The 19,973-nt window shown below is 44.3% G+C and carries 21 protein-coding genes, 1 other RNA gene and 1 pseudogene; 10 read left to right on the forward strand and 13 right to left on the reverse strand.

The features are described 5' to 3' along the window. Positions 1-216: 216 nt before the first annotated feature. Positions 217-1,431, forward strand: coding sequence for an L-2-hydroxyglutarate oxidase (gene lhgO / locus ViNHUV68_RS03480; protein ID WP_391089346.1), 1,215 nt, complete (start codon positions 217-219; stop codon positions 1,429-1,431). On the opposite strand, the gene ViNHUV68_RS03485 is transcribed toward lhgO, so the two are convergent. The 4 genes from ViNHUV68_RS03485 to ViNHUV68_RS03500 all read right to left on the reverse strand — a co-directional run bounded on the left by ViNHUV68_RS03485 (position 1,432) and on the right by ViNHUV68_RS03500 (position 6,001). Beyond that, positions 1,432-2,583: an amidohydrolase gene (locus tag ViNHUV68_RS03485; RefSeq protein WP_391089348.1), complete on the reverse strand. Its 1,152-nt coding sequence runs from the start codon at positions 2,581-2,583 to the stop codon at positions 1,432-1,434. It abuts the gene before it with no gap. 97 nt (positions 2,584-2,680) lie between these two features. Next, complete coding sequence (locus ViNHUV68_RS03490; RefSeq protein ID WP_038174844.1) at positions 2,681-3,109, reverse strand: VOC family protein; 429 nt, start codon at positions 3,107-3,109, stop codon at positions 2,681-2,683. Between the two features lie 163 nt (positions 3,110-3,272). After that, positions 3,273-4,883, reverse strand: coding sequence for a BCCT family transporter (locus ViNHUV68_RS03495; RefSeq protein WP_038174843.1), 1,611 nt, complete (start codon positions 4,881-4,883; stop codon positions 3,273-3,275). Between the two features lie 308 nt (positions 4,884-5,191). Next, positions 5,192-6,001 (reverse strand): AraC family transcriptional regulator, encoded by an 810-nt coding sequence (locus tag ViNHUV68_RS03500; protein WP_038174841.1) that lies wholly within the window; start codon positions 5,999-6,001, stop codon positions 5,192-5,194. A 107-nt stretch (positions 6,002-6,108) separates the two neighbouring features. Here ViNHUV68_RS03500 and ViNHUV68_RS03505 point away from each other — a divergent pair, with 107 nt between their 5' ends. The 4 genes from ViNHUV68_RS03505 to ViNHUV68_RS03520 all read left to right on the forward strand — a co-directional run bounded on the left by ViNHUV68_RS03505 (position 6,109) and on the right by ViNHUV68_RS03520 (position 8,335). Beyond that, positions 6,109-6,642 (forward strand): carboxymuconolactone decarboxylase family protein, encoded by a 534-nt coding sequence (locus ViNHUV68_RS03505; RefSeq protein ID WP_391089351.1) that lies wholly within the window; start codon positions 6,109-6,111, stop codon positions 6,640-6,642. A 15-nt stretch (positions 6,643-6,657) separates the two neighbouring features. Further along, positions 6,658-7,080, forward strand: coding sequence for a DUF417 family protein (locus ViNHUV68_RS03510; RefSeq protein WP_038174838.1), 423 nt, complete (start codon positions 6,658-6,660; stop codon positions 7,078-7,080). A gap of 71 nt (positions 7,081-7,151) precedes the next feature. Beyond that, positions 7,152-7,412 (forward strand): nitrate/nitrite transporter NrtS, encoded by a 261-nt coding sequence (gene nrtS, locus ViNHUV68_RS03515; RefSeq protein WP_038174836.1) that lies wholly within the window; start codon positions 7,152-7,154, stop codon positions 7,410-7,412. Then, on the forward strand, positions 7,409-8,335 hold the full coding sequence (locus ViNHUV68_RS03520; RefSeq protein WP_391089353.1) for a methyl-accepting chemotaxis protein: 927 nt from the start codon (positions 7,409-7,411) through the stop codon (positions 8,333-8,335). The genes nrtS and ViNHUV68_RS03520 overlap by 4 nt, the downstream gene beginning before the upstream one ends. A 491-nt stretch (positions 8,336-8,826) precedes the next feature. Here the strand turns inward: ViNHUV68_RS03520 and ViNHUV68_RS03525 are convergent, their stop codons facing one another. Further along, positions 8,827-9,321 carry a peptidylprolyl isomerase gene (locus ViNHUV68_RS03525; protein ID WP_391089355.1) on the reverse strand — a complete coding sequence of 165 codons (495 nt, stop codon included), beginning with the start codon at positions 9,319-9,321 and terminating at the stop codon, positions 8,827-8,829. A 219-nt stretch (positions 9,322-9,540) separates the two neighbouring features. Then, entirely contained in the window at positions 9,541-10,440 is a 900-nt protein-coding gene (locus ViNHUV68_RS03530) for a LysR substrate-binding domain-containing protein (protein WP_391089357.1), read from the reverse strand. A gap of 141 nt (positions 10,441-10,581) precedes the next feature. Between ViNHUV68_RS03530 and ViNHUV68_RS03535 the strand changes: the two genes are divergently transcribed. Both ViNHUV68_RS03535 and ViNHUV68_RS03540 read left to right on the forward strand, forming a co-directional pair. Beyond that, positions 10,582-11,226, forward strand: coding sequence for a methyltransferase domain-containing protein (locus tag ViNHUV68_RS03535; RefSeq protein ID WP_391089359.1), 645 nt, complete (start codon positions 10,582-10,584; stop codon positions 11,224-11,226). 559 nt (positions 11,227-11,785) lie between these two features. Then, positions 11,786-11,908: a hypothetical protein gene (locus ViNHUV68_RS03540; RefSeq protein WP_391089361.1), complete on the forward strand. Its 123-nt coding sequence runs from the start codon at positions 11,786-11,788 to the stop codon at positions 11,906-11,908. Between the two features lie 446 nt (positions 11,909-12,354). Here the strand turns inward: ViNHUV68_RS03540 and ViNHUV68_RS03545 are convergent, their stop codons facing one another. From ViNHUV68_RS03545 to ViNHUV68_RS03555, 3 genes and pseudogenes are all read right to left on the reverse strand, one after another. Beyond that, positions 12,355-12,837 (reverse strand): helix-turn-helix domain-containing protein, encoded by a 483-nt coding sequence (locus ViNHUV68_RS03545; RefSeq protein ID WP_391089363.1) that lies wholly within the window; start codon positions 12,835-12,837, stop codon positions 12,355-12,357. Further along, the gene (locus ViNHUV68_RS03550; protein WP_391089365.1) at positions 12,822-14,183 is read right to left on the reverse strand and encodes a HipA domain-containing protein; all 1,362 of its coding nucleotides are present in this window, start codon (positions 14,181-14,183) and stop codon (positions 12,822-12,824) included. Before ViNHUV68_RS03550 ends, ViNHUV68_RS03545 begins: the two co-directional genes overlap by 16 nt. Before the next feature lie 475 nt (positions 14,184-14,658). Next, positions 14,659-14,880 (reverse strand): annotated as a pseudogene (locus tag ViNHUV68_RS03555) (serine/threonine protein phosphatase); the annotation flags it as partial. A 474-nt stretch (positions 14,881-15,354) separates the two neighbouring features. Between ViNHUV68_RS03555 and ViNHUV68_RS03560 the strand changes: the two are divergent. Next, a complete protein-coding gene (locus ViNHUV68_RS03560; RefSeq protein WP_391089367.1) occupies positions 15,355-15,477 on the forward strand; it encodes a hypothetical protein in 123 nt (40 codons plus the stop codon). Between the two features lie 236 nt (positions 15,478-15,713). On the opposite strand, the gene ssrA is transcribed toward ViNHUV68_RS03560, so the two are convergent. Next, positions 15,714-16,080: a transfer-messenger RNA gene (gene ssrA / locus ViNHUV68_RS03565) on the reverse strand. Positions 16,081-16,146: 66 nt separating this feature from the next. Beyond that, entirely contained in the window at positions 16,147-16,632 is a 486-nt protein-coding gene (gene smpB / locus ViNHUV68_RS03570) for an SsrA-binding protein SmpB (RefSeq protein WP_038177239.1), read from the reverse strand. A 117-nt stretch (positions 16,633-16,749) separates the two neighbouring features. Between smpB and ViNHUV68_RS03575 the strand changes: the two genes are divergently transcribed. Together ViNHUV68_RS03575 and ViNHUV68_RS03580 are read left to right on the forward strand one after the other, a co-directional pair. Then, on the forward strand, positions 16,750-17,193 hold the full coding sequence (locus ViNHUV68_RS03575) for an SRPBCC family protein (RefSeq protein WP_391089369.1): 444 nt from the start codon (positions 16,750-16,752) through the stop codon (positions 17,191-17,193). Next, a complete protein-coding gene (locus tag ViNHUV68_RS03580; protein ID WP_391089371.1) occupies positions 17,183-17,530 on the forward strand; it encodes an RnfH family protein in 348 nt (115 codons plus the stop codon). Before ViNHUV68_RS03575 ends, ViNHUV68_RS03580 begins: the two co-directional genes overlap by 11 nt. A 93-nt stretch (positions 17,531-17,623) precedes the next feature. Here the strand turns inward: ViNHUV68_RS03580 and bamE are convergent, their stop codons facing one another. Both bamE and recN read right to left on the reverse strand, forming a co-directional pair. Then, entirely contained in the window at positions 17,624-17,983 is a 360-nt protein-coding gene (gene bamE, locus ViNHUV68_RS03585) for an outer membrane protein assembly factor BamE (RefSeq protein ID WP_038177235.1), read from the reverse strand. A gap of 172 nt (positions 17,984-18,155) precedes the next feature. Then, a complete protein-coding gene (gene recN, locus ViNHUV68_RS03590; protein ID WP_391089373.1) occupies positions 18,156-19,820 on the reverse strand; it encodes a DNA repair protein RecN in 1,665 nt (554 codons plus the stop codon). Between the last annotated feature and the right edge of the window lie 153 nt (positions 19,821-19,973).

The raw sequence follows: 19,973 nt of genomic DNA on the forward strand, positions 1-19,973 counted from the left end.
CTGTTCCTCGACGGAGCTGGTTGGTTTCAAAATCTAGGTCGGCTATTTTAACCATGTTTTTCAAACTTTCGATGATTAATTGCAGTTCCATGTTATCGATTGATGATCTTTTTGGGTGATACGCACTACTTTCAATTGGTTAAGCCGAAGATTAAGATGACAGTGTCTTCGCTTGAAGCGCAGCGGCACGATCAACAGACGTCAAGGAGCCAAGGATTGGATAAGATTTACGATTACATTGTGATTGGTGGCGGCATCGTTGGCATATCGACCGCTTGGCAGCTGCAAAGCCGTTATCCGCATAAGTCGGTATTGGTGCTTGAAAAAGAGCCTCAACTTGCGGCGCATCAAACCGGTCATAACAGCGGTGTTATTCATGCGGGCGTTTATTATCCGCCCGGCAGCCTTAAAGCTAAGTTCTGCCAACAAGGCGCGCGAGCAACGAGCGAGTTTTGTCATAAGCATGGCATTAAGCTTGAGAATTGCGGCAAATTGCTGGTCGCGACCACCGATCTTGAGATCGAGCGTATGAATACGCTTTATCAGCGCTGCGTGGACAATGGTTTACCCGTCGAGCGCCTCGATCAAGCGCAACTCAAACTGCGCGAGCCAAATATTGTCGGTTTAGGGGCTTTGTTTGTCAGCAGCACTAGCATTGTTGATTATCGACAAGTGACCCAAGCGATGGCCGATGAATTTCAGCAAGCGGGGGGCGAGCTTGCACTTGGTGCGCAAGTGACCGCACTGAGCGAACAGCAAGATCATGTCGACGTAATGGCCAATACTGATCACAACGTTTGCCATTATCGAACTCAGTTTCTGGTGGTGTGCTCTGGTTTAATGGCTGATCGCATGACCCGGATGATGAACATTGCCAGCGATTTTCAAATCGTCCCTTATCGCGGCGAATACTATCGGCTTCCTGGTCATTACAACCAAAAGATCAACCATCTTATATATCCGATCCCTGATCCAGACTTGCCTTTTTTAGGTGTCCATCTCACCAAAATGATTGATGGATCAGTGACCGTTGGACCGAATGCAGTGCAAGGATTTAAGCGCGAAGGCTATGGACGATTTAATTTCAGTTGGCGAGATGTGGCCGAGATGGTTTGCTTTAGTGGTTTTTGGAAAGTCACCGCGAAACATTTCAAAACCGGATTAGTCGAGGCCAAAAACTCGTGGTGGAAAGCAGGCTACTTAACGTTGGTCAATAAGTACTGCCCAATGGTGACATTGCAAGACTTAACGCCTTATCCGGCAGGCATTCGTGCGCAAGCGGTGCTCAAGGATGGAACGCTAGTGCATGATTTCTTGTTCGCCGAAAGTGCGCGCAGTCTGCATGTGTGCAATGCGCCCTCTCCGGCGGCGACCTCGGCCATTCCTATCGGCGAGTATATTTGCCAAAAAGTCGCCCAAAAACAGCGTTGATTAACTTAACCCGTTAATATCTTCGATAATGCTGACAAAGATGTCGCGCCCGATGGGGATCAGTTCATCGGCAAAATCGTAATCTGGATTATGTAACTGCGGTGACTTTACGCCTGCGCCGAGGGCAAACATCGCGCCTTGCTTTGCAACCGCAGTAAACTGACCAAAATCTTCTGACCAGCGCATCGGTTGGTCCATTAAGTGATAGGGAATAGTGGTTTTCTCACACGCGTTAACCACGCGCTGACAACCTTCTTCGCTGTTCACACTGGCTTGAAACACATCGTCATAACGGCAATTAAATTCAAGCCCAGCTTGTTGTGCGCAGCGCGAGGCCAGCAGTTCGGCCTGTTCAACTAGCGCGTTCATCCCTTGATTGGTTTCACTGCGCAATGTGGCCATCACAACCGCATCACCTGGCGCGGTACCAAAGGCGATTTCTCCTAGCTTAGCGTGAATCACCGTTAGCCAATGCTTCCCGGCTAAGTCTTGCTCTACAAGGGTTTGAGGAAGTTGACTAAGCTGCTCAATGATCTGGCACATGGCGAGGGCAGGGCTAAGACCATCTTCTGGATGAGCGGCGTGAGAGGTTTTACCGCGCAACTCGATAATCATCCCGCGCGAGGCGCAATTAAATGTGCCAGCGCGCACCGCAACATGGCCAAGCGCTAACCCCGGATAGTTGTGCAGCGCGAAAGCGTAATCGGGGACTAGCTGACTGAATTTATCGTCTGTCACCATGTCGATAGCACCTGTGCCAGTCTCTTCTGCGGGTTGAAAACAGAGAATGACTCGTCCATGCTGCGGACGATGCTCGGCAAGCGTTGCCCCTAACGCGGTGATGATCGCCATATGGCCATCGTGACCACATTTGTGTGAAACACCACTCACGTTAGAGCGATGCGCAAAGTCATTCGTCTCTTCTATCGGCAGCGCGTCTAGCTCACAACGAATCAAGGTGCTCGGCCCAGGGAGAGTGCCACTAAACACAAAAGCGAGGCCATGTCCGCCGAGGTTACGATGAACCTCATCGGCGTGAAAGTGTTCAAACTGCCTGACAATACGCTCGGCGGTTTCTCGTTCCTGTTGTGAAAGTTCAGGATATTGATGGAGATTTTTACGCAGTTGAGTGAGTTGAGAAGTGGTCAGCATAAGGTATCCGGTCCGAGAGATTAGGCGCAAGTTTGACGGTAATTTGACCACTATACGCTTGCTTATTGAGAGATGTAAATGGTCGAAATATCAAAAGCTAGCGCTCAAATCGGACATGAGGTTTGAGCTCTACAACGTTGCCTTCGGGATCTTCAAGGTACACCGAGCGACCAAAGCCTTGCGCGCCATAGCGTTTGGCAAACTCAGAGGTTTTGACTTGGTGTTTAGCAAGATAATCAAGCAGTTCCTCTTCATCAAAGTCTTCAATTTGTAGACAAAAATGGTCGACGTTGCGTCCGTCTTGTTGTGGGGCTTTACCGCCCATTTTTCCTAGTTCACCATCTAGTGGCACGATATCAATTAAGGCACTGCCCGCTCGGCACTGAATCAAACCAATATCTTGTTTTTCGCGTTCAACCTGGCAGCCCAAAATGGTCTGATAAAAATGAATCATCGCTTCAAGCTGGGTGGTTCGCAGTACCACATGGTCAAGTGCCACCACATGAATCGGATTGCGATTTGGCATAACGGCTCCTCTTGATTAAAAGTGTAACTTTAGTATACGACGCAGGATTTGCGAGGATCGCTTGGTGAGAGTGGCGATTTATCGATGACCATTATCTCAATGGAAATAATCGCCAAAAAAATGAGCACATAGAGTGCTCATTGATTAATCACAGCGAACTGAATTAGCTGGCCGAGGCCACTTTAGCCACCGAACCTTGGTACTCAGGCAGTTCACTTCGCAACCCTTTGATCAGGCTGAAACACATCACCAGTAGTACTAAAGTAAACGGCAGGCCGGTTGCGACTACACCTGATTGCAAGGCTTGCAGCGCTTCTTTACCACCAATCCATAACATGACCGCGGCGATTGAGCCTTCAATACATGCCCAGAAAATTCGTTGTGGTACAGGCGCATCAATCTTACCGCCAGCAGTAATACTGTCGATAACCAGCGAGCCCGAATCTGATGAAGTGATAAAAAACACCAGAATCAACACGATAGAAAGCACTGAAATAATCGAGCTGTACGGCAGCGCATCATAGACATGGAACAGAGTCAGTGAGATATCGGTTAGTCCATTGGTGCCTAACTCACCGACTTTATTGACGACTTGATCAAGGGCGATGCCACCAAAAACCGACATCCAGATCAGGGTCACGACCGTTGGAATCACAATCACGGCGAAGATGAACTCACGTACAGTACGACCTTTAGAAACCCGTGCGATAAACATACCCACAAACGGTGACCAAGAAACCCACCAAGCCCAGTAGAACACCGTCCAACCATGCATCCAGTCGGTATCTTCACGACCATGTGGATTACTTAAAGCAACAATGTTTTGTGCGTAAGCAACCGTGCTGTCCCAAATAGAAGCAAAAGCAGTGTCGTAGCTAATCATCATGACAAAGGCGAGCAGTGCAAAGGCAATGACCATATTGACGTTACTCAATAGCTTTACACCACCATCAATACCGCGGATCACAGACAGTATGGCGATAAAGGTAACGAAGACGATGACCACCATCTGCATGCCAATACCACCCTCTAAACCAAATACATGGTTAATACCACTGGTGGCTTGTTGTGCGCCAAGGCCGAGTGAGGTCGCTAAACCGAAAAGCGTCGAGAGAACAGCAAGAATATCAATGATATGACCAAGCCAGCCCCAAGCTCTATCACCGACTAAAGGATAAAAAGCAGAACGAAGAGAAAGTGGTAATCCTTTATTGAAGGTGAAGAAAGCCAACGACAGGGCGACGATGGCATAAATAGCCCAGCCGTGAATGCCCCAATGGAACATGGTGGCGCCCATCGCGAGCGATTTTGCTTCTTCGCTGTAAGGCTGCGCGTTCAATGGTGTGCCCCACCAATCGGTAAAGTAAGCCGTTGGCTCGGCGACACTCCAGAACAGCAAACCAATCCCCATGCCAGCGGCAAATAACATTGATAGCCAAGATAGGGTTGAGTGTTCAGCGCGTGCTTCTTTACCACCAATACGAATCTTGCCCAGTGGTGACAAAAGTAGGGCAATGGCGAACACGATGAAAAAGTTTGTTGACCACATAAAGAACAGATCGAAGTCGGCGATGATGCCGTTTCTTAGTCCGTTTAACGCATCACGAGCCGTTGCGGGTTCAACAATAAGAAGAGAAATAAGACAGAGAATCACAAGACCAGCGCTAATCCCAAACACTGGATTGTGGATATCGAACCCCCACTTTTGTACGTTGTCTTGGCCGACCTGATAATCAGTGGTTTCGATACTATATTTTTTTGATGCATTTTCCATAAATACAAATTAAACGTTTTTAATATATGTTCATCTCTTGCAAGAAAAACACTAAAACCGCCCTCCATTATTTTGAGTTCAAACTAAAATTTGTGACGGAAGTATAACTAAATGGCATTTTTTGTGCAAATTTAGCGTATATGAGACGATTTAATAGCAGGAAATGCTTGGGTGTCTAAAGGTTTGATGTGTAAATTTTTGTTGTGTGAAGTTAGCTTTGGCTCGCCATGGCTTAGCTGTAAATCATCCGATTCCAAATTACATTAGTCTTGTTATTGGTGTTTCAACCGTTATTGTTGTTTCAACCGTTATTGTTGTTTCAACCACTGACCGGGCGTTTGCTCAAATTGGCGTTGAAACGCGCGTGAAAAGGCGACGCTGCTACTGTAACCAACATCCAAACAAACGGATTTCATTGGATTGCCAGCCAACAGCAGTTGTTGTGCCAACAGTAAACGTGACTCCGTGAGATAGCGCAATGGCGGTTGACCGATCACTTGATGGAATAGGGCGGCAAAGCGGGCGCGAGACATCCCCACATGTTGCGCTAAGCTCTCGATTGTCCATGGCTGATCGGGTTGTGAGTGAATCACTTCGATCGCTTTTGCGAGCTTAGGATCAGAGAGCGCTGCCAAGATCCCCTCTTGGCAGATTTTGTTGTCGACCAGATAACGGATCAAGAGCAGTAAAATCAATTCAAGTAGAGTCGATACGACAGAGATCTGCGCGTAACGTGGCTCGAAGGCTTCGTCAAACAGCAGGCTGACGACTGAATTTAGCGTCGGCAGTTTGCTAAGCGGGATCACGATGGCACTTGGCAGAGCACGATAGAGCGGAGAGTCCTTAAAGCTCAAACTGGCACAAACAATATCGCAACCCTCTAAAGTAAGCGATTGCAGGCGATGCTTTTTACCACTAGGGAAGATAATCAATGTCGGTTCGGTGATGGTATGAGTGAGACTGTTTTGCTCATAGAGCGCTAATCGGCCGCTGCGTACCAAATGCAGTTGCCCCTCTCCGGGATGCTCATCACTACTTGAGCTACCACATAAATTACCTGAAAAGAAATAGTTAGCTTGAGGCGCTGCATTAGAGAGTAAGGCTGACAGTGCATCCATGTTTGAGACTCTTGGTGTGTTTATTTGGACTATTAGTGATAAATCGTATCACTGGATGTGGAAATATAACAAGCGTCCATTAAATAAACTTAACTAAGGATCTTGTTATGAATCGTATTCTTCCTGTCTCCCAACCACAAAATGAAGCGGCAGCTACTCTTAGCGCGATGCGTCAACAGCTTGGAATGGTGCCAAATCTGTATGCTTCAGTTGCTCATTCACCGAACGTGCTCAACGCCTTTTTGGTTTTCAATCAAGCTTTGTCACTCGGCCGTTTAACCGCCAAGCAGCGCGAGTTGATCGCGTTAGCCGTTGGTCAGGCTAATCAGTGCCAATACTGCCTTTCGGCACATACGTTACTGGCAGGTAATGCTGGTATTGATAAAGCGCAAGTGCTCGCCGCTCGCCAAGGCAAAGCAGAAGATGCACTTGATCAAGCGCTTGTGACGTTTGCAATGCAAGTGGTTGAGCAACGCGGCGCGATCAGTGATGAGCAATTTGATGCGGCTCGTCAAGGCGGCATTGACGATGAACTGATGATCGAGGTCTTGGCGCAAATTACTGCCAACACATTCACAAACTACACCAACCATGTTGTGCAAACGGAGATTGATTTCCCCGTTGTCAGCCTATCTGTATAACGCGAGGTAGTATCAATGAAGCATGAAAAAGGTTACCTGATCGCGCTGAGTGGTGTGATTTTGACCTTAGTTTGGATTGGCATTTTTAAATTTACGCCAACCGAGGCTGAAGTGATTCGCCCGTTAGTAGAGAGCCATCCTTTGATGAATTGGCTCTATGCGATCTTCTCGGTGCAAGGGGTCTCTAACCTGATAGGTATTACCGAGATCATCGTAGCAATTGGCATGATTGTCGGCATTTGGAAGCCAAAAATTGGCTATTGGAGTGGTTTAGCGGCGGTGGTGATCTTTGTCATGACTCTCAGCTTTTTGCTCACCGTCCCTAATGTGTGGAAGGTGGTCGACGGAGTCATTGTCACTGAATTCTTTATTTTCAAAGACTTGGTATTTTTAGGTGTCGCTTGGTTGAGTGTCGAGCGCAGCCGTCAATATCTTTAAATGTCTCTTGGGGAGGTTAGTTTCCACACTGCCTCTAATCTCCCTACTTTTTCTAAATTGATGGTGAAAAGATGAGTCGTAGTTATCGCTACAAAGAATTTATCCAGACAGCAGCCTCAGCCGTCATTTTGCATCGCTCAGTGAAAGTCGCGCTGATCGTTGGCACAGTTTTGATGATGATTAATCACGGTGATGCCATCTTGAGGGGAGAGGTTGATTTGACGCGGGTGAGTAAAATCTTGCTGACTTACTTAGTCCCGTTTTGTGTTTCTACTCACGCGAGCGTCAGTGCAACGCTTGCTGCAAAAAAAGCGCTAGGGAGTAACGGATGATAAAGTTTTTTAACCGAACCCCTGCAGTAGATCAGGTCGTGCTCGATACTGCGCGTTACCAAGAGTTACAGCAGATAGAAATCAAGTATCAGCAATTGCTGCAAGACAACCCTTTACCCCACGCTGAACAAATCGTTGTGAATGCGGGTAATGTTTATCGCTCTTCGTCAAATCGAATGAATGCTATTAGCCACAGCTCTGAGATGGTTGAAGATTTTATTAATCAGTCGAATGACATTGAAACTTTGTCGCAGCACTCTTTTGCTGCCACTAGTGATACCGTCAGCACAGCTTCTCAATCGATTGAAAAACTGTACGGTTTATTAGATCAGATCAACCATGCAAAAAATCAATTGATTGAGTTTACTCAGTTACTTATCTCGTTAGAGCAAAATAATCACAACATAGGCCAACTGGTTGATTCAATTAAAGGTATTGCAGCGCAAACCAATTTACTAGCACTTAATGCGGCGATAGAAGCGGCGCGGGCAGGGGAGCATGGGCGCGGATTCGCTGTTGTCGCAGATGAAGTACGCTTACTTGCTAACACTGCCACCCTGTCGGCAGAAAGCATCAATAAAGAGATGAATACTATTATGGAGACCTCATCACAGATCATCGATAAGCAAAAAGAGGTTTCGAACGTGATTAACTTTAGCTCAGAGATCGCCGATGAAACGGTCATCAGTACCGAAAAGCTAATCGCAATGGCTAATCAAAGCCAAACCACCGCACAGCAAGTGATTCAACGCGTCAGCATGCAGCTTGAAGGTTCGCACATTATTCAAAGTAACATGCAGCAGCTCGTCTCTGATACGCGCACTGCGTTATCTCTGTCTAATTCTAATCACGAGTTAGCCAAGGTGATCACTCAAGCACTGACGGTACTAAAGACCGATGAGCATAGTAGTGGTGAGCGCTAATTCAAGACTGGTTGATTGTATTAGTTCTTTAAAATTCAACCGATTAAATCGGCTTTATGATTTTGGAGTTACATTGAATGTTACATGAAAACGCTACTTAAAAAGCAACTGAACGCTCGCCCGAATATAACCTGTTACGATTAAACGTCACTGCACTCATAGCAAAATAATCTTAAAACTAGCTGCCACTACGATTTATCAATAGGTGATCTATTATTGCCGAGCAATGAGTTTCGCATATTCGATGAGGACGGTATTAGACTAACGCTTAGACCAAAAGGCATTGGAACAAGTGAGCTAGGGGGGGAAGCTCACTTATTTGTGCCCCAAAATGTATAAGTATTCATTTCAGCTAGCCTCAGTTCACAGTCTTTCATCATACAAGAACTAATGTGGTAGTAGAGGCCTTAACTTTCGTTCTTACTATGAACCTCACCTTACATCCTGATTTTATAGGGATTACATTATCGACAGTGTTATCCAACGTCTTCTTATGCTTCTATGGTCACCCGTTCAATCATAACCGTCTCTGCTGGCACATCATCATGCCCCATCCGTGATAGCGTATGTACCTCGGCAATCTTATATACGATATCCATCCCCATAGTCACTTTGCCAAACACAGCATAACCCCAGCCGTTGTTGGTTTTCGCTGTGTGATCAAGGAAATGATTGTCATCAAGATTGATAAAGAACTGCGCGGTTGCAGAGTGTGGGGCATCGGTTCGTGCCATAGCGATGGTGCCGGCAACGTTCTTTAGACCGCGATTAGCCTCATTGGTAATAGGATCGCGTGTTTCCTTTTCGTCCATCAATTCTGTTAGGCCACCACCTTGAATCATAAAGCCTTTTATCACGCGGTGGAAGATAGTGCCGTTGTAGAAACCATCTTCACAGTACTTTTTAAAGTTACGCGAAGACACAGGAGCTTTGTCTTTGTTGAGTTCGATTTGGATGTCACCAAAGTTGGTGTGAAGCGTAATCATTGTATATTGCAATCTCATTGGAATGATGGCCGCAATTATAGGGAGTGGTAGCGACAAATAACAAGTTTCTGCCCCATTATCATTCAGCGAGATTTTAAGCCGATAAATTTCGTCCTTGATTTATCGGCACTATCTGTGCAAATGGAAGCTAAGGTGCGGTGCAAGGTTTCTCCCATTTTTAAGCAAAAGTTATGTTTCAATAGAGAGACCTATTTATGCCTAATTATGCAATGACAGCTCTTTACTTAAAAAATCAAATACGTATTGTATTCGCCTACTCGTCCTAAGTTCGCGATGGGTAACAAGCCAAAGTTCACTAGAAAATGCACCTAATTCAGGTAGCACTTTTTTTACCTTATCTTCTGTTGTAACAAGTTTTTCTTGAATAAATCCAACACCAGCCCCCCGCTTAACTAGTTCCCAATAAACCGTATGATTACCCGTTATAACAGGGAAGTTTTTTAATGTCAGTTGTAAACCACGATGATTTAGCACAGACATGATGTCGTGAGAATCTGGTGTTCCTACAAAATCCACATTATTAAAATCAGCCACAGATGAAGGATTTCCAACAGACTTCAGATAACTAGCTGATGCGAAGAGAAAAAATTCATCATTCCTAATTTTCTTGGCAATTAAATCTGGCTGAGTTGGTCTGTAAGATCTTAGAGCGATATCCGCTTCTCTTTTTTTTAAGTCACTAGTCTCGTTAGATGCAACGAGCTCAATAGTGATTTTGGGCTCAATATTTCGTAGTTTTGAAATGAGGGCTGGTAACTCATAAACCGTCATAATTTCTGATGCGCTAATGCAAACCGCGCCTTCTAGCGACTCTGATTTCCCTGAAGCTATGAGGGATAAATGTGAGGCCGCATTGCCCATGTTTTTTACGCATTCAACCAACTCGACTCCGCTAGGTGTTAACTCTAACCCTTTCCCGACACGTTCAAATAAAGCAACCTTAAGCTGCTTCTCTAATGCACTGACTTGTCTACTCAATGTAGGTTGAGAGCTGTTTAACGCCTTCGCTGCTGCTGATAAGGAACCTAGCTCAGCGGTCGCCAAAAAAGCTCTGGCGTAGTTCCAATCAAAGTCTACCGCCTTCCAATCTATTCCCATATGAATACCAGTTATGCACTTATGCTTGTATCTATTCATAATAGCATTGATACAATTCTGATAGTCCATCTATTTAGAACATTGCATTTTAGTCCGAACACGCAGTGGAAGAACTTCATCAACATTTATAAGGTACAAACAATGAGCAAAACCAAAATTTTCTGGGATAAAGCTTCAAAGGACTATGATAAATCTGAAAAACGTTTCGAATATATTCATAACAGAACTAGAGAAAATACTAGAAAATACCTTGACCCCAGCAATGTTGTATTGGACTACGGGTGCGGAACAGGTACAAATTCATGTGGGCTTGCAAGCAAGGTTAAAGAAATACGTGCTATTGATATATCGTCAGAAATGATTCAAATAGCGAAGAGCAAAGCAGCTAACGCCAATATAGAAAACATTAGCTTTGAACAAACAACTATTTTCGACAAAAGGTATCAGAATGAAACGTTTGATGTGATCCTAGCTTTCAATGTGTTACATACTGTAGATCGTCCTAAAGAGGTCATTAAAAGAATGTATGAGTTGCTAAAACCTAACGGTTTACTGATCTCTGCTACACCTTGTTTGGAAGGAAAAAAGTCTCTTATAGTTAGCATGCAGATTTATCTAGTTAGGTTATTATCCAAACTTGCAATAATTCCTATACATATCAGGCGATATAAAAATTCTGATTTGGACAAATTGATAGGAAAAAGCGAATTTCAGACAGTTGCAACTGAGGAGATATACAGAGGTGCGTCTAGTTATTTTATTGTTGCAAAAAAATCATCTCAGTAGGAGTTATATTCAATAGAACTAGTCAGGCTTGAGTGAGTTTTTATGTAAGCTGTCTGAATAAAATTAGCTCGCCATTACAGGTGTAGATTGGAAGTTTATGTCCATTTTCTGTCATGAACGGCATCACCTGAAGTGGTACCGTTCTGTATTTTGAGATGCCAAAATTTATCCGAAGGGTAGATTTCGTCCGAAGCGGCTAAGAAGGTTCTGTCCAAAAATAAGCCTGCAATCCCACACCACAATCCAACTCCTAATCGTGATCAAGTAAATCAAAATCGCAGACATGGTGATGGAAGTTGTCGCACTCCGAGCAGGTGCTTTTGGACAGTTAGTTTTTGATCATGAGATAGGCTGGGTGTCGATACACTGCTTCACGTCGCTTATTGGCGGGTTGAGCAAAGGAAGGCGTAGAAGTAAGTATTGATGGGCCAATACCAGTCCATGTTGCGCGCTGTCACTGGAAACCTGGCGTTTAAGTTATTGAATATGCGTATGCACATACGTATTGATATCGTTGTTATCATTAAGTTAATCAGGCTATCAAGAGAGAGCGATCTCTGTGACGGTCAGTATTGGCTTGGCTGATGCGCATGCGGCGAGCTTCATCGATGAAATCAATCGTCAAGCAGATGCCAACCTTTATGATGCAAAATCACAAGGGCGAAATAGGGTCGTTGCTTAACGCAATTGAAAATCGACCTCCTGTTCTTTGATTGGGTAGCGTGCCTATTGAACTCGCTACAAAGAGGCTTTATATGCTTGAACAAGAGAAACATCAGGGAGTCGGCCTAAATTGAGATTGGCCGTTTACCATTGGTAGGGCGGTAGTAGTTGAATAGCCTTTAATGCTAAGTTTCTGATTTTGAAATATATAAGACACAAAAAAAGGCCACCCGAAGGTGGCCTTTTCCAAACGTTTGGTGGGCTGGCGGGAGTTGAAATGGTTTCTCACTTTTCATAAATTCACTAACTTATATCGATGTTACCAATTTGGTGTTGCATCAAATGTTACATCAATTTCCTACTTCAAAAGGAACTGAACCCGCGTCCATGTATTACTAAATCATTTAAAAATGCTAGCTTGTTATAGCAATTTAATCTAAAGCAATAGCGCTGATATTGAGTATTTTACCCAGCCTCACCATCTATTAGTAGCGATTTTAACACATCGGGAGAAGACGGTAGCATTCCGACTTTTAAGCCAAATGGTTTGAATACCTTGTTGAGAATCTCTGTATTGTAGCTGCCCCGATCATTCTCTATATCTGAGAGTGTTTTTCTTGAGACATCGACAAGTCTTGCGAACACATCCTGTTTGAGTCCCAGTATATTAATGCGTAAACTTTTTAACGCTTGGCCTTGTGTTAGCTCTCCAAGCAATAAGTGTTTGATGATTTTGTTTGCCTCTGTTTTGCGTTCTGTTGCACTTACTGCTTTGGCGTTTTTTGAGGTTTTCGATCTAGTCGGAGTATTAAGTTGCGATCGTTCTTTGGTCGAATGAGTTGCATCCGTCCCAGTCTTGGGCTGATGTTGATTTCGGTTTGCTCTTAGACGAGCAACGGTATCTTGTACGGACTCTTTATTGCTTGGCTTATTCATAGTAGCCCCCATTTAGTGAGCTTTTCTGATATATGATTAAGTCCAACGGCTGGCATCTCTAAGATTTGTTCTGGTACTCCTCGTAATGCTAGTCTCTGCTTTAAATCAATGCATTTACTTGCAGTAACCTCTAGCTCTTGTAATAACACTTCTTTTGGCACGAGATCAGATAAGGTGTCCGCTATTCCTACGAAGTCGTAAGTTCCGCCAACCTCTAGTGGGGCTTTCCATTTTGTTGTTCTTGGAATGCCTTCAGGATCAGCTTTCATTGGTGCGAAGTCGTAAACGGGAGCAAGCTTTATGACTCCATCACCTTTTAAGAATGAAGTGTTTCTGCCATGGTTATCACTATTACCAAACAAGATGTTGAGTAGATCTCTCTTCACCCATTCAATGACGAAAGCTTGGGTATCAAACCTATACCCTTGGTGTTTAACCATATTGCTTTCAGTAATTTTTTCTATGAGAGTTCGGATTGTTGTTTCGTGATCAAGAGTGACCCCAGCGCCTTTGTTCAAAATGGAATACACAGATTCCATGCCGAATCTCTCTATTTGTTGCTCATTAATTTGAACATCAAATCGAGGAAGCCACAAGGAAGGGTAGTTTAATCCTTCCTCCAAGCGCATACCGTCGGTGGAGATCGTTTCAACTCCCATTTCAGTTAGCTCGTGGTAGAAGTAGAACTCAGCTCTTAGAATATTACAGTCGATGGTGCTTCTTGATCCTCTAGGGTACTTTACTAAGTAATGCAAGTCGTGGTTACTATTGTCATCTTGGTATGGATCAATCCATATTTTTTCGCTGCCAGATCCATGATCGAAACCACATCGGAGGATCAGCTTTGGCGCCTCACCTCCAGCCCCTGTTGCACCACCTGCGGCTGCCCCTCTTTGCTGTGCATAGTCGAGGAAATCACCTGCTCGATTTTTAACATCATCAACAGAGAAGTAGAGGTTGTCTGCTACTTCGTAGCGCTCAGGAAGAGAGTCTTTTATTCTTAAGTTACCAATAGGCGACATTGTACCAAACTTGAGCAAAACATAGTCTTGTTCATCAGAACTAAGGTCTTCAATATCTAGGTGTTTGACCCAGTATCGTCTACTAGCGCCACTAGGCATAATATCGTCTAGAAACTTTAACCATCCAGGTTTACCCATGTTATCAAAAAAGAATGAGACAGGGTGGTTTAGTGAAACAGCGTGAAAGTCATCTTTATCGTGATGTTCTAGCGCATAGTCGCTGAGGTAGTTGAGTTCAGTCACTCGGAAATTATGTTGGCTACTTTTAGGGAATGAGATGATACCAATATCTATCCATTCACCTCTGATAAAAGCTTGTACGGTTAGTTCTTCCATCGACAACACCTCTACTTATCAATGAGTAAAACTTTACTCTTAAAGTTATTTTTTTTCAAGTTATGAGTAAAATATTACACATTAATGTGTGGCGAGACTCTTTATGAGTAAATGATTACGCATAGCTTGTAAGTCAAAATTGTTGATGAGCAGAATGGATTATTTTAGCTATGAAAGCTGCGATAGAGAGTGGGGCGTTAATTATTTGTTCAGTTATGCAGGTTGTTCATAATAAATGAACAGTTGCCTTAAATGAACAAAGTGAATGAGGAGATTAAGAATGGCTGCTACATACAAAAATACAGTTAATACACTTTAATGCGCGTAAAAGTGTTATTTGTGTGTGCGAATGATAGTGCTGGGATTATGAAGGGAGGTGATGAACCTATGCATCATTTCTGATTGGTTGCTTGACAAGATGATCAATGAGCGCAGCTAGAAAGCCCTAACCGACTTTCAGATGCCGAAGTTGCTCTTATAGGTAATAAGCTTTATTAGTAAGTATTCCACTGGTTAAGCGGACAGAACCCTTGGGGTTACAAACAAATGTGGTCTTACCGCTAGCAATGACTTTCTCTACAGCATCATGTTGATGCCCTGCTACCCAATACCTAGCTCTTGAGATCAACTCATTACTCAACCCTGCATGGTAGTAAGGAGCATAAACACTGTTGGCATTTGCTTCTACGGCGAAAGCAAACCAATAGGGTCAGGTCTTGTCTTTTGCTTTTTGGTGGCAGTTTTTCTATCAGGTTTAGCTATTTGTCATACCTGAAGTTATTAATCACTTGCTAATGTTTGATTTTCCAAAACACATTTTTGTCCAAAAATAAGCCTGCTATCCCACACCACAATCCAACTCCTAATCGTGATCAAGTAAATCAAAATCGTAGACATGGTGATGGAAGTTGTCGCACTCCGAGCAGGTGCTTTTGGACAGTTAGTTTTTGATCATGAGATAGGCTGGGTGTCGATACACTGCTTCACGTCGCTTATTGGCGGGTTGAGCAAAGGAAGGCGTAGAAGTAAGTATTGATGGGCCAATACCAGTCCATGTTGCGCGCTGTCACTGGAAACCTGGCGTTTAAGTTATTGAATATGCGTATGCACATACGTATTGATATCGTTGTTATCATTAAGTTAATCAGGCTATCAAGAGAGAGCGATCTCTGTGACGGTCAGTATTGGCTTGGCTGATGCGCATGCGGCGAGCTTCATCGATGAAATCAATCGTCAAGCAGGTGCCAACCTTTATGATGCAAAATCACAAGAGCGAAATAGGGTCGTTGCGTAACACAATTGAAAATCGACCTCCTGTTCTTTGATTGGGTAGCGTGCCTATTGAACTCGCTACAAAGAGGCTTTATATGCTTGAACAAGAGAAACATCAGGGAGTCGGCCTAAATTGAGATTGGCCGTTTACCATTGGTAGGGCGGTAGTAGTTGAATAGCCTTAAATGCTAAGTTGTTGATTTTGAAATATATAAGACACAAAAAAAGGCCACCCGAAGGTGGCCTTTTCCAAACGTTTGGTGGAGCTGGCGGGATTTGAACCCGCGTCCAAGAACCATTCATCATTGGTACTACATGCTTAGTCGATCTTTAATTTCACCAGTGACCTGCGAACCGACACGCCAGTCAAAAGCTATCCTGAATTAAAATTCGCCGTTCACCTCTCAGGCGGGAGAATCCGGGCTAGCGCGTTTGGATTTGATCCCTCGTTATTCCCCGTCTTACGTGCGGAAGCTAGGGCGAGAGAGCTCTGAGCAGGTTATTAAGCTGCTAGTGCGTAGTTTTCGTCGTTTGCGACTATTTTTTTGCGGCTTTTTACGTGGCAAACCGCCCCACGGCATGCACCTCAGACTTCAAAATTCCTGTCGAATCCTAAATCAGCCCCAAGTGTTGTACGCATAGTACCAGAAAAGTGTTACCTGTCTAGCTTAATGCGTTTAAGTGCTCAATATTAACGCAGCGAGCTCTTCATTACCCGTGCTTTTTCTCGAGCCCAATCTTTTTCTTTAAGATCAGTACGTTTGTCGTGCAGCTTCTTACCTTTGGCAACACCGATTTTCATCTTCACCCAAGAGCGAGACCAATAGAGCGATAGCGCTGCTAATGTCATACCCTCGCGGTTGACGCGGCCCAGTAAGTTATCGAGTTCACGACGACTTAAAAGTAGCTTACGAACACGCGTTGGGTTAGCCACAACGTGTGTTGATGCTTGGTTTAATGGAGTAATAGTCATGCCACTGACAAAGGCTTCTCCGTCACGCATAAAGACGTAGCTTTCTGCGATATTGGCTTTGCCTTCACGAAGTGACTTGACTTCCCAGCCTTGTAGCTCTAAGCCTGCTTCAATTTCATCATCGATAAAATATTCGTGGCGAGCTTTCTTATTGACAGCGATGGTATTGCTACCCGCTTTTTGTTTGGATTTTTTCTTTACCATAATGGGTGCATTATACGGGTACGAGTGAGGTTATGAAATCCCTTTATTTGCGCTTGGTGCAAATAAAAGTAAAATTAGCTCATGCTTGAGGTTCAGGCTGTATTACGAGGAGTCGATATGAAGCAAGTTAGCCGTTCTGCATTGGTGTCGTTTAGTGCACAGCAGATGTTCAATCTAGTGAACGATGTAGACCGTTATCCGGAGTTCTTGCCGGGGTGTTCGGGTTCACGTGTGATTGAGTCGAGCTCAAATGCGATGGTGGCTTCGGTTGATGTGGCTAAAGCTGGGATCAGCAAAACGTTTACCACAGCCAATGAGCTGATTCATGGTGAAGCGATCATCATGAATTTGGTTGATGGCCCCTTTAAGACGCTAAAAGGCGGTTGGTTTTTTACCCCACTTGATGAACAGGCGTGCAAAGTTGAGCTAAAACTCGAGTTCGAATTTTCAAGTAAGATGATAGAAATGGCGTTTGGCAAAATTTTCAACGAATTGACCAGCAATATGGTCAATGCTTTCACTAAGCGCGCAAAGCAGGTGTACCCAGTTTATGAGTATTGAGTCGAATATGATTCATGTTGAGGTGGTGTACGCACTGCCTCACGAGCAGCGTGTTTTTACGCTAGTGGTTAATAAAGAGATGAGCGTTGAAGAGATCATCGCTCAATCGGGTGTGCTTGAGTTATACCCTGAAATAGACTTAACCAAGAATAAGGTAGGCGTGTTTAGCCGTAATATTAAGCTCGATGCGACAGTAAATGATCGAGACCGGATAGAGATTTATCGCCCGTTGTTGGCTGACCCAAAAGAAATTCGTCGTAAGCGTGCCGAGCAAGCTAAGGCGGCAAGTGATGCTGACGCTGTCAGTAAGAAATCACCGTCAAAGAAAGAGACTTAAAGCAAGACGCTTTGGTTGTTAAACAGAGATATCTCGTCCAAAAAGAAAGGGTTGACGCAAAACGTCAACCCTTTTTAATTTCTCGCTACTCGCTTAGTTAATGCTTTCGAAGAAATCATTACTTGGCGTGAAGTCACCAGAAATACTAACTAACTGACCGTTATCATTGAAATCAACAATCAGGTTCTTTTGAATCGAGTCGTTGTGGCCTTCAGTATGGTGGTAAATGTAGTACCAAATGTCTGGGTAACCATTTTCGACGAGCATCGGCGAGCCCAGAACATAACGAACTTGCTCTTTGGTCATTCCGAACTTGAGTCGTTCGACTGCGCTTTGTTCAACATAGTTGCCCTGGTTTATATCAATGCGGTACACAAGCTTTTCTAGTAAAGAGCAGCCTGTCAGCATTGTCATTGCGAGTGGTACAGCGATAAGCCACTTTTTAAATTGCATACTTAAATTCTTTGTAACGGATAATGATCAAACTCAGCCGATAATAAACAAGCTAGCGGCCAAAGTAAAAAGCTGAACGCGTTTTGCGTAGTTTGAGACCATGATTTTTGAATTTGGTTGCAAAGTAGAGCCAAAATTGCCCATAAAAACAGCTTTGACTCGTAGAGTTAGACTAAGCGGCAATCAATAGCTCTTTGGCATTGGCTAGTGTTGAGTCTGTGATTTCGCTGCCACCGAGCAGGCGAGCGAGCTCGGTTACGCGCTGATCATCATCAAGACGGTGCATTTGGGTTTCTGTTTTACCTGCTTTAGTTTGCTTAGCAACAAACAACTGCTGATGACCACATCCAGCCACTTGAGGCAAGTGCGTGACACACATTACCTGAGTTGACTGTCCGAGTTTACGCAACATTTTACCAACTACCGCAGCCGTCGGGCCACTGATGCCGACATCAACTTCATCGAAGATTAGGCTCGGCGTTTCGACTTTCTGCGCGGTAATCACCTGAATAGCGAGTGAAATACGTGAAAGCTCTCCCCCTGATGCCACTTTAGCGATGGGCTGCATTGGTTGACCTGGGTTGGTAGAAACCACAAAGCAGACGCTGTCCATCCCGAGCGGAGAGGGGTGTGCGCCTTCGTTACATACCTCAATACTAAATTTCGCTTTTTCCATGCTCAGTTCGTGCATGCTAGCGGTAATAAGCTTGTTTAATTCTTTGGCGTAACGTAAGCGTGATTTGTGCAGTTTTTCTGATGCAGTTAAGAACGCTTGATACTTGGCTTCAACCTCTTGTTGTCGCTCTTCGATACGTTCTTCCGAGCAGTCGAGTTGTTCAATCTGGGCGAGCAAATCTTGCTGATGTGGATAGAGCTCGTTTGGCATGACATGATGTTTTCTGGAGATAGACATCACTTTAGAAAAACGTTCTTCGACAAAAGCCATGCGCGCTGGGTCAACGTCGATATTATCTAAGTAGTTACGTAATTCACTGTTAACCTCTTCAATTTGAATGATCGCTTCAGCAACCATGTTCGGTAGTTCGGCTAAGTGATCATCAAGTTCAGCTAACTGAATTAGGGCGTGATTGGCCGATTGCAAAATACCAAGCGCATTAACTTCTTCACCTTCGTAAATAAGTTCGATGGCGTGCTGACAGGTAGAGGCAAGTTCACCGCTATTGGATAGGCGTTTGTGTTCTTGTTCGAGTTCTTCATATTCATCCTCGCCAAGAGAAAGTTCATTAAGTTCTTTGATTTGGTATTCAAGCAACTGTTTCTGAGCCATGTTAGCGGCACTGTTTTCTTTAAGTTGCTTAAGTTGGTTATCGGCCTGACGCCACGACTGATAGGCGTTACGTGTACTTTTCAGCAAGTTGCTATGGCCTGCGTACTGATCAAGCATCGCCATTTGATACTCGCTCTTCATCAGTTGATGGTGTGCATGTTGGCCGTGGATGTTGATCAGCAGTTGTCCAAGTGATTTTAATTGAGAAAGGGGAACTGGACTGCCGTTAATAAAGGCGCGTGAACGACCTTCTTTACTGATTATGCGACGTAAAATGCAGTCACTACCATCGAGTAAGTCATTGTCTTCTAACCATCGAGTGGCGTTAAGGTTGTTCTCAAGCGAAAAAGCCGCACTAACTTCGGTTTTTTCTTCGCCTTGTCTTACCATGCTGGCTTCCGCGCGTCCGCCTAGACAAAGCCCAAGGGCATCGATAGCGATTGATTTACCCGCACCTGTTTCGCCAGTGATGGTTGTCATACCGGTGGATAGCTCTAGCTGTAGAGACTTAACAATTGCAAAATTATTAACACTTAGATGAGCCAGCATTTTGTTGTACCTGTTTTAATGAACAATACTGTATAAGAAAACAGTATATACTGTTTCTTTATACAGTAAAGTTCCAGGCCAAAAATTTTGTGATCAGGTTCTAAAGTGTTCGGCGGCGTCAATCCGAAGCTGCGGGTTTGTCTTGCGCACGCG

This window comes from Vibrio sp. NH-UV-68, assembly GCF_042940635.1.
Taxonomy (GTDB): Bacteria; Pseudomonadota; Gammaproteobacteria; order Enterobacterales; family Vibrionaceae; genus Vibrio; species Vibrio pacinii.